The sequence below is a fragment of the Streptomyces sp. NPDC045678 genome (assembly GCF_056432085.1).
On sequence record NZ_JBWKJS010000002.1, the window covers coordinates 258,541 to 270,170 of the forward strand.

The 11,630-nt window shown below is 72.7% G+C and carries 5 protein-coding genes; 1 reads left to right on the forward strand and 4 read right to left on the reverse strand.

Annotated elements, in window-relative coordinates; translation table 11 throughout:
• Position 1: 1 nt before the first annotated feature.
• Together AC07DO_RS07755 and AC07DO_RS07760 are read right to left on the reverse strand one after the other, a co-directional pair.
• Positions 2–4,258 carry a type I polyketide synthase gene (locus AC07DO_RS07755; protein WP_479057755.1) on the reverse strand — a complete coding sequence of 1,419 codons (4,257 nt, stop codon included), beginning with the start codon at positions 4,256–4,258 and terminating at the stop codon, positions 2–4.
• A complete protein-coding gene (locus AC07DO_RS07760) occupies positions 4,258–7,671 on the reverse strand; it encodes a non-ribosomal peptide synthetase (protein ID WP_479057756.1) in 3,414 nt (1,137 codons plus the stop codon). The genes AC07DO_RS07755 and AC07DO_RS07760 overlap by 1 nt, the downstream gene beginning before the upstream one ends.
• Positions 7,672–8,017: 346 nt before the next feature.
• Between AC07DO_RS07760 and AC07DO_RS07765 the strand changes: the two genes are divergently transcribed.
• Complete coding sequence (locus tag AC07DO_RS07765; protein WP_479057757.1) at positions 8,018–8,794, forward strand: thioesterase II family protein; 777 nt, start codon at positions 8,018–8,020, stop codon at positions 8,792–8,794.
• 63 nt (positions 8,795–8,857) lie between these two features.
• On the opposite strand, the gene AC07DO_RS07770 is transcribed toward AC07DO_RS07765, so the two are convergent.
• Together AC07DO_RS07770 and AC07DO_RS07775 are read right to left on the reverse strand one after the other, a co-directional pair.
• Positions 8,858–9,619 carry a LuxR C-terminal-related transcriptional regulator gene (locus AC07DO_RS07770; protein ID WP_479057758.1) on the reverse strand — a complete coding sequence of 254 codons (762 nt, stop codon included), beginning with the start codon at positions 9,617–9,619 and terminating at the stop codon, positions 8,858–8,860.
• A 374-nt stretch (positions 9,620–9,993) separates the two neighbouring features.
• Positions 9,994–11,541, reverse strand: a complete 1,548-nt coding sequence (locus AC07DO_RS07775) for a class I SAM-dependent methyltransferase (protein ID WP_479057759.1) — start codon at positions 11,539–11,541, stop codon at positions 9,994–9,996.
• Positions 11,542–11,630: the final 89 nt, after the last annotated feature.

Below are 11,630 nucleotides of genomic sequence, written 5' to 3' on the forward strand. Positions count from 1 at the left end.
GCTACTCCGTCTCGGTCTTGGCGTGCTGCTCGGAAGGGTCGCCCTGGGCGGGCGGGGGAGCCGCGGCCGTCGGCAGGCTCCGGCGGGCGCTGCGGCGGATGCGGCCCGCGGTGGCAGGCACCGCCTGCTCCAGGAGGAGGACGAGGTCGGCGACGGTGGGGGCGTCGAAGATGCGGCGCAGCGACAGTTCGACGCCGCACCGGTCGCGCAGCCGCGCCATCAGCTGCATGGCCAGGAGCGACTCGCCGCCCAGGTCGAAGAAGTTGTCGTGGATGCCGATGCCGTCGATGCCGAGCACCTCTTCCCAGACCGCGACGACCTCCTTCTCGCGCGGGGTGGTCGGTGCGGTGTGGGCCACGGACAGCTCGGGGCGCCGGTTGAAGGAGCGGCCGACGGCGGCGGTCCGGGGGGCGGCGGGCCTGTCGTCGGCGCGGGTGGCGGTGGTGCGGCGGGCGACGACCAGGGTGTGGTCGCCCGCGTCGTCCGTGCCGGAGCGGGGGAAGGCGGTGACGTCGGTGAGGCCCTCGGAGCTCAGCAGGTCCTGCCACACCGCCTTGCCGACCAGCGGGGAGCCCTCGCGCAGGTCGTCGTCGAAGTACCACCAGCCTTCGTACAGGCCCGTGGTCATCAGCGACCAGCGCTGCTGCCGGGACGCCTCGAGGAGCATCATCACTCCGTCGGGGACGAGGAGACCCGCGGCGTGGCGCACGGCCCGGCGCAGGTCGGGGGTGGCGTGCAGCACGTTGAAGGCGAGGACCAGGTCGAAGGAGCCTGCCGGGTAGCCCTGGGGCGCCGGATCGCGGGTGATGTCGAGGACGCCGAACTCCATCCCCGTCAGCCCTCGTTCCTGTGCCTGGCGCTGTCCTTCCAGGACGAAGGAGCGGCCCAGGTCGGTGAAGTGGTACTCGACGTCCGGCAGTGTTCGCAGCTCTTCGGCGACGTCCCAGGTGAGGTAGCCGCGTCCGGCGCCGATCTCCAGGATGCGCAGGGGCCGCCCGCCCGACTCGGCGGCCAGTCTGGCGACCGTTCGGGCGATGAGCCTGCGGTAGAGCGGGATGTCGCTGTAGGCCAGCCGGCGGTCGATCAGGGCCCGCTGGCGCTCGTCGCTCCCCTCGGGCAGCAGCACTTCGGTGCCGGCCAGCTCCCCTGACAGGACCTGGGGGTAGTGGCGTACGCAGTGGTCGAGGTAGGCGAGGTCCTCGGCCTGGTCGGGGTGGGCTCGCACGAGGGCGGCGGTGAGTACGTCCGGGTCGCCCACGGCGGCGACGGCCGGCGTGAAACGCAGCGTGCCCGCGTCGTCGGTCAGGAGGCCGTCGTCGACGAGCAGGCCCAGCAGGGCGTCCACGAGCGGCTGGTAGGCCGGGACGGTGCGGAACGCCGCGTGGACGTCGGCGCGTTCGACGGTGGCGCCGGGGGCGGTGGGGAGGCCGGCCCGGCGCAGCAGCGCGCAGACGTGGGCCGCGGCCAGGGCGTCGAGGCTCCGGGTGAGTTCGGCGGGCAGCCTGCGGGCGGCGTGCTCGGCGCCGAGCTGTTGTGCGGTGACGGTCATCCAGTCCAGGTGCGCGGAGAGGGCGGCCGGGAACCGTGCCGCCTGCGGAGCGGCGGGCGGCTGGACGTCGATCCAGTGCCGGGTGCGGGCGAAGGGATAGCCGGGCAGGGGGACGCGGCGGGGGGCCGGCCCGATGGGCAGGGCGTCCCAGACGACGTCCGCGCCGTGGCTCCAGGCGTCCCCCACGGCTTGGAGCAGGGCGCGCCGGTCCGGCTCCTGGGCCCGCGGGTGGCGCATCAGCGGCAGCACCGGCGTGTCGGGTCCCGCCTGTCCTCTGGCCAGAGTGGCGAGGGCGCGGCCGGGGCCGACCTCGAGGACGAGCGGGTCGCCCTCGGCGAGCAGGGTGCGCAGCCCGTCGGAGAACCGCACCGGCTCGCGGGTGTGGCGTACCCAGGCGGCCGGGTCCGTGGCCTGTTGGGGGGTGACCCAGGTGCCGGTGAGGTTGGAGACGTACGGGATGTCGGGGGCGTGGAGGGAGACGGTGCCCAGCGCCTGGGCGTAGGTGTCGAGGACCGGGTCGAGCAGGGCGGAGTGGGCGGCGGCCCCGAAACGGACGCGCCGGTGGTCGATGCCCTGCTCCGTCAGCCGTTGTCCGGCGCGGGCCAGCGCCTCCTCGGGGCCCGCGACCACGCACGCGCCAGGTCCGTTGACCGCGGCGAGCGACAGCTCGGGGTCGAGCAGGACCGCCTCGGCCTCGTCGAGCGCGACGCCCATCATCCCGCCGCTTCCCGCGGCACGTTCGAAGAGTTCCTCCCGCCGCACGACCAGCGGCAGGGCTTCTTCCAGGCGCAGTACGCCGACCACGCAGGCCGCGGTGTACTCGCCGAGGCTGTGCCCGAGCAGCGCGGTGGGGCGCAGGCCCCAGGACATCACGAGGCGGGCCAGTGCGTACTCGGTCGCCACCAGGGCCGGGAAGACGCCGCCGGTCGCGGGCTCCTCCTCGTACAGCATCCGCCGCAGGTCGGTGGGCAGGTGCGGGCGGAGGATCTCGGCGCAGCGGTCGATCTGTTCGCGGAAGACGGGTTCGCGCTCGTACAGGTCCCGGCCCATGCCGAGGTGCTGGGATCCGGCGCCGGGGAAGAGGAAGACCACGGGGCGTCCGGCGGCCGCCCGGTGGGACGGGCCGCCCGGGGCGAGCGCGCGGGCGGCTTCGAGGGTGTCGCGGGCGACGACGGCGCGCCGGTGGGGGTGGGCGCGGCGGCCGGAGCGCAGGGTGTGCGCCACGTCGGCCAGGGCGAGTGCCGGTTCGTCCCGCAGGCGCTCGCCGAGCCGTTGCCCGAGCTCGTCGAGGGCTTCGGGGGTGCGGGCCGAGAGGACGAGCAGGTGTTCGGCGGTGTCCTCGGCGCGGGGCGCGGGGGCGGGCGCTTCCTCGAGGACGACGTGGGCGTTGGTGCCGCCGATCCCCAGGGAGCTGACGCCGGCGCGCCGGGGGTGGGGCGGGCTGGGCCAGGGCCGGGTGGTGGTCGGTACGTAGAAGGGGGTCGCCTCGAGCGACAGGTGCGGGTTGGGCGCATGGAAGTTCAGGCTGGGCGGCACCGTGCGGTGTTCCAGGGCGAGGACGGCCTTGATCAGTCCGGCGATGCCCGCCGCGGCGTCCAGGTGGCCGATGTTGCTCTTGACCGAGCCGAGCGCGCAGAAACCGGTGCGATCGGTGTCGAGCGCGAACGCCCGGGTCAGGGCGGCCACTTCGATGGGGTCGCCGACCGGTGTGCCGGTGCCGTGCGCCTCGATGAGGCCGATGGTGTCGGCGTCCACTCCGGCCAGGGTCCGGGCGGTGACGAGCACTTCGGCCTGACCGGCGACGCTGGGGGCGGCGAAGCCCACTTTGCGGTCGCCGTCGTTGTTGATCGCGGTGCCCTTGATGACGGCGTGGATGTGGTCGCCGTCGGCGAGGGCGTCGGCCAGCCGCTTGAGGAGGACGGCGCCCACTCCTTCGCCGCCGAGCATGCCGGTGGCGTCGGCGTCGAAGGGGCGGCAGTGGCCGTCCCGGGAGAACGGTCCGTCCTGTACGTAGCGGTAGCCCTGGCGCAGGGCCGGGTTGAGGGAGACGCCGCCGGCCAGTGCCGCGTCGCAGCGCTCGTCCAGCAGGTCCTGGCAGGCGAGGTGCACCGCTACGAGCGAGGTGGAGCAGGCGGTCTGCACAGAGAGGCTGGGGCCGGTCAGGCCGAGTTCGTAGGAGACGCGGGTGGCGAGCGTGCTGGTGACGTTGCCGAGCTGCGCGTGGTGCTGGGCGAGGCTGTCGCCCGCGCGGACGCGGGGGTGGACGTGGTCCAGGTAGTAACGGCTCTGCTGGGCTCCCGCGTACACCCCGACCGGTCCCCGGGTGGTGCCCGGTCCGTAGCCCGCGTGTTCCAGGACGTGGTGCGCGCATTCGAGGAAGAGCCGCTGCTGCGGGTCGAGCAGTTCCGCCTCGGCGGGCGGGTAGCCAAAGTACTCGGCGTCGAACTCGTCGATGCCGTCGACGACGGAGGCCATCTTGACCAGGTAGGGGTCGTCGAGCCGGGTGGGGTCGCCGCCCGCGGCGAGGTACTCGGCGTCGCCGATCGGGGCGACCGACTCGCGTCCCGCCGTCAGGTTGTCCCAGAAGGCCGTCAGGTCGCGCGCGCCCGGGAAGCGTCCCGCCATGCCGATGACGGCGATGTCCGTGTCGGCGTGTCCCTCGTCGGGCGTCTCGACGCCGGATGCCAGTGCGTTGTCCACAGTCCTCATCACGTCCTCTCACCGGGGCCCTCGTGGGTCCCGGCCGTGCCCGCCGCCCCTCGGCCTCCGCGCTGCTTGCGGCGCCGGGCCCGGGCCCGTACGCGCTCCAGCTCCGGATCTCCGCCGTCGTCCGGGTCCCGGGACAGGTGGGCCGCGAGTGCGGCCACGGTGGGGTGGTCGTACAGGTCGACCAGGGGGATGTCCCTGCCCAGGCGGCGCCTGTACAGGGTCTGCGCGCGCACGAGCAGCAGTGAGTGCCCGCCCACGTCGAAGAAGTTGTGCCGGGTGCCGATGTCGGTGCGGCCGAGCAGCTCGGTCCATACGGCGGCGACCGCACGCTCGAGGTCGCTCTCGGGGTGGACGACGGCTACGGCGGGGGCGGGGGCCGGCTCCAGGGCGAGCAGGGCGGCGCGGTCCGTCTTGCCGGCCGCGGTCAGCGGCAGGGCGCTCAGCAGGTGCAGTTCGCCGGGCACCGCGTAATGCGGCAGCCGGGCCGTCAGCCACTCGCGCAACTCACCCTCGGTTACGGGCCGTTCGGGTACGCACCAGACGGCGATGCGGTCGCCGCCCGGCGCCGAGGAGCGGACCAGTGCCACGGCGCGGCGCACGTCCGGGTGGGCGCCGAGGGTGGCCTCCACCTCGCCCAGTTCGATGCGGAAGCCGCGGACCTTGACCTGGTGGTCGGCGCGGCCGATGAACTCGACGCGCCCGTCCTCGCGGTAGCGGGCCAGGTCCCCGGTCCGGTAGAGCCGTCCGCCGGGCTCGACGCCGAACGGGTCCGGCACGAACGCCGCCGCGGTGCGCGCCGGATCGTTCAGGTAGCCGCGGGCCAGTGGCATGCCGCCGATGTGGATCTCCCCCACCACGCCGACGGGGACGGGCTGCTGCCCGGGGTCGAGCACGTACAGGCGGGCGTTGGGGTTGGGCCTGCCGAGGGTGACGACCGCGCCGTCCTCGTCCTCGTCGAAGACCTGGCAGCTGATCCCGATGGTCGTCTCCGCCGGACCGTAGCCGTGGTACATGGTGGCGTCCAGGCGGTCGCGGAAGCGCCGGTAGAGCGCGGGGGTGAGCGCCTCGCCGCCGCACCAGAGGTGGCGGATCGAGCGGGCGGACCGGCTGATGTCGTCGCGTTCGAGGAGGACCTCCAGCATGGAGGCCACGATGTAGAGGAAGGTGATCCGTTCCCGTTCGATCAGTTCGGCCAGGTACCCGACGTCGCCGTGGGCGCCGGGGTCCGCGAGGACGAGGCGGGCGCCGTTGACCAGGGGCAGGAAGATCTCGTTCACGGAGATGTCGAAGCCCATGGGCGCCTTGTGCAGGACGCGGTCGTCCTCGTTCATGCCGAGGAGCGCGGACTGCCACACCAGGCGGTTGGAGATGGCCTGGTGACGGATCATCACACCCTTGGGGGTGCCGGTGGAGCCGGAGGTGTGGATGACGTAGGCCACGTTCTCCATCGCGGGTTCGCGGGAGGGGGCCGGGGTGTCGAGCGGTGCCAGGGGCTGTGCCAGGTCCAGCACGGGTACGTCGAGCGGTGGGGGCGCGGCGGTGTGCCGGCTGTCCGTCAGCACCAGCAGGGGGCGGCTGTTCTCGACCACGGAGCGCAGCCGCAGAGGGGGCCAGTCCGGCTCCAGCGGCATGAACGCGCCGCCTGCCTTCAGGACCGCGAGGAGCGCCACCACCAGCTGAGGTGTGCGCGCCAGGTGCACGCCGACGATGCGCTCGGGGCCCACTCCTCCGGCTCGCAGCCGGTCCGCCAACTCATCGGCTCGGTCCTCCAGTTCGCGGTACGTGAGGGTGGTGGCACCCGCGACGACGGCGATGCGGTCGGGGGTGCGGGCCGCCTGTTCCGCCACCAGCCGGTGCAGCGGGCGGTCCTCGGCGGGGTCCTCGCGCGAGCGGCTCCACTCGGTCAGCGCCCGGTGTTCCTCGGCTTCCGTCAGGATCCGCAGGGTGCTCAGCGGGACGCCCGGGCGGGCTGCCGCGTCCCGCAGGAACGTCAGGAGGTGGCCGAGCATCCTGTCCAGGGCCGTCGCCGAGAAGAGGTCGGCCCTGCCGGTGAGCCCGAAGGCGAGCCCGTGGGGGGACTCCCGCACCTCCAGGACGAGGGGGAAGCGGGCGGTGCCGTTGTGGTGCGGATGCTCGGCGAAGCTCACGGTGGGGGTGTCCACCCGCCGGGGCTGTGCCGTGACGAAGGAGAACACCACGTCGAACAGCGGGGCCTGACCGACCGCGTCGGCGGGCCGCAGCGCCTCGACGACCCGGTCGAACGGTACGTCCTGGTGGGCGAAGGCGTCGGCGCAGACGTCCCGGGTACGGGCGAGGAGCGCGCGGAAGGACGGGGCGCCCGCGAGGTCGGTGCGGAGCACCACGGTGTTGCCGAAGTTGCCGACGACGTCCTCGAACTCGGTCCGGCCGCGGTTGACGACGGGGGAACCGACGGCGACGTCGCTCTCGCCGCTCCAGCGGTGCAGGACGGCCTGGTAGCCGGCGAGGAGGGCGGTGTACAGCGTGGCGCCGCTCGCGCGGGCCAGCTCGCGCAGGGCGCGGCTGTCGTCGGCGCCGAGCAGCGCGTCGCGGCGGACGCCGTCCGTGGCGCTGCCGGGGGTGCCGTCGGGGCGTGGGTGGTCGGCGGGCAGGGCGAGGGTGGCGGGGCGCTGCCCCAGGCGGCCCTTCCAGTAGTCCAGTTGCCGGTCCCAGGCGCCGCCGTCGCGCTGTTTGCGTTCCCATCGTGCGACGTCGGCGTACTGCACGGACGGGCGGGCGGGCTCTACGCCGTGGCCGACGGCGGCCACGGCGTAGCGGGCGGCGAGCTCGTCGAGGACGCGTCCCCAGGAGGTGTCGTCGAAGGCGATGTGGTGGACCGTGAGGGTGAGCAGGTGGTCGGTCGGCGTGAAGCGCAGGACACGCAGACGCAGCGGCGTCTCCACGTCGAGCCGGAAAGGCCTGCGCCCTTCCCGCTCGATGGCGCGGTCCGCCGCGTCCGTGCGTGCGTCGTCGGGCAGGGCGCCCAGATCGGTCAGGTCCAGCGGGACCGTGTCCGGCGCGGGCAGGACCTTCCGGACCGGCGCTCCGTCGTCCCCGGTCGGGTAGAGGGTGCGCAGGATGTCATGGGCGGCGATCAGGCCGGTGACGGCTTCGGTCAGGGCGTCGGGGTCGAGGGCACCGGTGAGGCGTATCCCGCCGCACAGGTTGTACGCGATGTCGTCCGGCCGCAGATGACGCAGGAACCACATGCGTTCCTCGGCGGCGGTCAGCGGCGCGGGCGCCGGTCCGGCGGTGCCGTTCTCCTGTTCGTGGGCGGCGACGGGGGCGAAGGCGGAATCCGGTTGCCGGAGTCCCGCCTCTGCCAGCAACAGCCGGGTGAGTTCGCGCCTTTGTTCATCGGGGGATATCTCGGTGCGGTCATCGGTGCTCGTCACTGCGCGGGTCCCCTGTTTTCTCTCTGCGGAACAGTGGGCCGGATGCCCCGACAGGCATTCCCGGAATTCCCGGAGTCGTTGTTCTTCGATGGTGCCGGTAACCGACTCCCTCGGCCCGGACCGAACGTAGCAGCGGGGTGCGCGGCCGTCTTCCAACTCCGGTAGCCATCGGCGCCTCCAACTGTGGTTCCGCCTCGCGTACCGGCGTATCCCCGGCCTTGTCCATAGGCAGGAGGATATGTACGATCGCGGCTCCCCCGGCGGCCGGGAATTACTCGGAGAGAGCCGGACGAATGACGATGTCCCTTTGGGACGCCGCAGCCAAAAGACATGCGGGAGACGGAGCATGACGGCCGAAAAGACAGATCCCGGGCGGTGGGTGCGCCGTCATCCGGGGGTGCCGGGAGCACCGCGTCTGGTGTGCTTCCCCCACGCCGGCGGCGGCGCCAGTTCCTACCAGGGGTGGGCCCGGGAACTCGCACCCCGGGTGGAGGTTCTGGCGGTGCGCTACCCCGGGCGCGAGGACCGGTTCGAGGAGCCGCCCGCGGCGAGCGTCGAGGCGCTCGCGGACGAGATCGCCGCGGCGCTGCCGGTGTCACGGGAGCGGCCGCTGGTGCTGTTCGGGCACAGCATGGGTGCCGCGGTGGCCTTCGAGGTGGCCCGGCGGATCGAGCGTGCCTGTCCGGGCGGGCTCGCGCGCCTGTGTGTGTCGGGGCGTCCCGCGCCGCACGCCGCCCCGTCGTCCGCGGTGCATCTCCTGTCGGACGACGCCGTCATCGAGGACTTGCGGGCGATGGACGGCACGTCGCGCGACATCCTCGACAGTGCCGACTTCCGGTCCCTTTTCCTGCCCGGGATCCGGGCGGACTACCGTCTGATCGAAACGTACCGGCCCGATCCGGGAGCGCGGATATCCGCCCCGGTCTCGGCCTTCTGCGGCACCGACGACCCGCAGGTGAGCCCCGGGGACATGCTGCGCTGGGGCGAGGTGACCGACGGCGGTCTCAGCTCCCGTGTCTTTCCCGGCGGACACTTCTACCTGCACGAACGGCTCTCTGAAGTGATCGAAGAGGTGACCGGGGTGCTGGGCCTGGCGCGTCGGCACGACGTGCCTTCGGTGTAGTCGGTACGAGGTGCCCGCGGTGTGGACGGCGGTGCGGGGCGCCCTCTCCGGCGCCCCGCGCCGTCAGCCCGCGGGGCTGGGTTCCGAGACGGCGCCGGCGACACCCATCTCGTAGGCGAGGATCACCGCGTCGACCCGGTTGCGCAGGGCGAGCTTGCGGCAGATGCGGTTGAAGTGGGACTTGACCGTCGCCTCCGAGAGCACCAGCACATCGGCGATCTGCTGGTTGGTCAGCCCCTGGGCGACGAGCTGGAAGATCTGCATCTCACGGGGTGTGAGCAGGGCGAGTTCACCGGAGGGGCGGAGCGCGTCGAGCCGGTGGGTGCGCCGCAGCGCCTTCAGCACCTGGCCGACGATGCCCGGGCTCATGGCCGCGCCGCCCCAGGCGACGTCCCGCACACCCGAGACGATCTCGGACGACTCCCGCTTGAAGAGGAAGCCGCGCACACCCGCGCGGGCGGCTCCCAGCACGCTCCCGTCGGCCAGTCCGCCCTCGGAGGCCAGGAGCACCACGCCCGTGCTGCCCTCGAGACGGTCCCCGACCAGCCGGCGGACCACGTCGAGCAGATCGGGGCCCGGCAGGTCGGCGTCCATCAGCACCATGTCGGGCCGGTGGGCGTTGGCCAGTTCCAACAGCGAGGCCCCGTTGGCCGCCTCGCCCTGGACCCGGAACGCCGGGTCGTTCTCGAAGAGTGCGCGCAGTCCGCGGCGCACCAAGGGCTGCTCGTCACCGAGCAACAACTTGATACGGCCGTTGCGCGCGCCCGGTCTGGACCGCGCCGACGTCAGTCCTTCGCGGCCGTCCGCTGCGTGTATGGCACTCACGCACCCCATCGCCAGTTCCCCCATCAGACAAGTCATCCATCCGCCGGTGCGCCTGCTACGCACAAAAAGCGTGGGCTGTTATGAGCCACAGCCTAAGTGAGGCTTACACAATTTTGACGGAATTTAATCTTCCGCTTATATGTTGGCGCGTTTTTCCCTCCCGTCGGGGCGACGGGAGTCGGCACCGGAGGTGTCACTTCCGCTCCAGCTCTGCGCTCACTAACCTTTTGCGATATGAAAACTGTTATCACGTCGATCTGTGGGTACCCTTATTCAGCCACGGAATTTCCTGCCCCTTACAGGCGGCACAGGGCCGGACCAACTCGTGCATATGGCACGAAGTTGGACCGAGTGCCCCTTAAACCACGCCCGGATCACGCCCATTGAATCGAGCGCAACGCGTCCTCGACGGACACGCCGTCGTCGGCGTCCGGCAGCGACTCCAGCAGCACGAAACGCCCCGGCAGCACGGACTCGCCTCCCTGCGCGCGCACATGGGCGCGCAACTTGACCGGGTTCAGGTTCTCCACCCGCCCGTACCACGGCCGGTTGACGGGCCGTCGCCGCGGGGCCGGCTCCTCGAGGAAACGGACCTCCGGCGCCGCCGCCGCGCCCTCCACACGCACCAGGCTCACGTCGAAGGCCCCGTCGGGCAGCGAACGCGCCCAGCTGAGACGGACCGCGTAGGGCAGATCGTCGCCGAGGGACCAGATCTCCTCCGGCTCCACGCCGTGGCCGGACTCGGCATCGGCCCGGGCGCGCACCTCGCCCGCGACGGCCGGTCGGTCGGGACGCGAGAGGAGTTCCGCCGCTACGTGGTCGGCCAGCACCCGTGCGTTGGGCACACCGAGCAGGCCCAGCACGGCGGGACGTTCGTCCTCCAAGTGGCGGCGGAGTTCCGCCGCGCCCCAGCGGTCCCGCTCCCAGGGCCGCCACTCGGGCACCACGGCCTCACCGGCGGGCAGGCGGTCGAGGCGGATCACCACGTCGTAGCGGAAACGGTTCATCTCCGTGCGGCGCGTTCCCCGCCGCAGCAGCACCGCCACGTGCGCCACGCGCGGCAGCCGGCCGACGAGCGCGGTGAAGTAGCTGGGGTCGATGATGAGTTCGGTGCCCGTGCAGCAGCGGCGCTCGACGAGCGCCTGCACCTTCTCGCTCGGCGCCCGCTCCGGGGCGCGGGCCAGCTCGAGGCCCGCGCCGAACGCCCGGTTCAGCGCCGCCGAACGTACGTCCCCGATGAACAGGAACCCGCCTTCGTCCACCGCCTCCACGGCCTGGCGCACGACCCGGTCCAGATACTCCTCGTCCGGGAAGTACTGCGACACCGAGTTCACGACGAAGCCGTCGACGGAGCGCGGAGGCACCGCGGACATGTCGTCGGCGGGCGCCTGGAAGACCTCCACGCCCTCCGGCAGTTCGCCGCCGAAGGCACCGCGGATGCGGTCCACCGCGCCCGCCGAGATGTCGCTGGCCAGATAGCGCTCGGTGCCCGGGGCCAGGCGGTGCAGCAACAGGCCCGTGCCGCAGCCCACTTCCAGGAGGCGTCGCGCACCGAGGCCCTTGATCCGGGTCACCGTGCCGTCCAGCCAGGCCCGCATGTCGTCCTCGCTCAGCTCGCCGCCGGTGTAACTGCTCAGCCAGCCGCGGATGTCGAAGGTCGGGTCGTCGGACGTCGGCTGGGCGTAGACGTGGTCGTACACGCCCTGCCACTCGGCGACGTACTGTCGGCCGAGTGCGGCACCGTCGTCCTCGACGACGTCGTTGCGGCGCGGGACCACGTAGGCCGTGCGCACCGGCACGCCGTCCGGCGCCTCTTCGGTCAGGACGGTGCAGTGCCCGACACCGGGGTGGGTGGAGAGGATGCGCTCCAGCTCCTCGGCGGCCGCCGCCGCTTCGGAAGTCCGCGCGTCGAGAGCGGGCATGTGATTCTCCTTCTCTGGGGGCCATGGCGTGCCCGTAGCGGCAAGCCATCGGAAGTGCGGATTCCTGCGATCGGCCACTGGAATGCGGA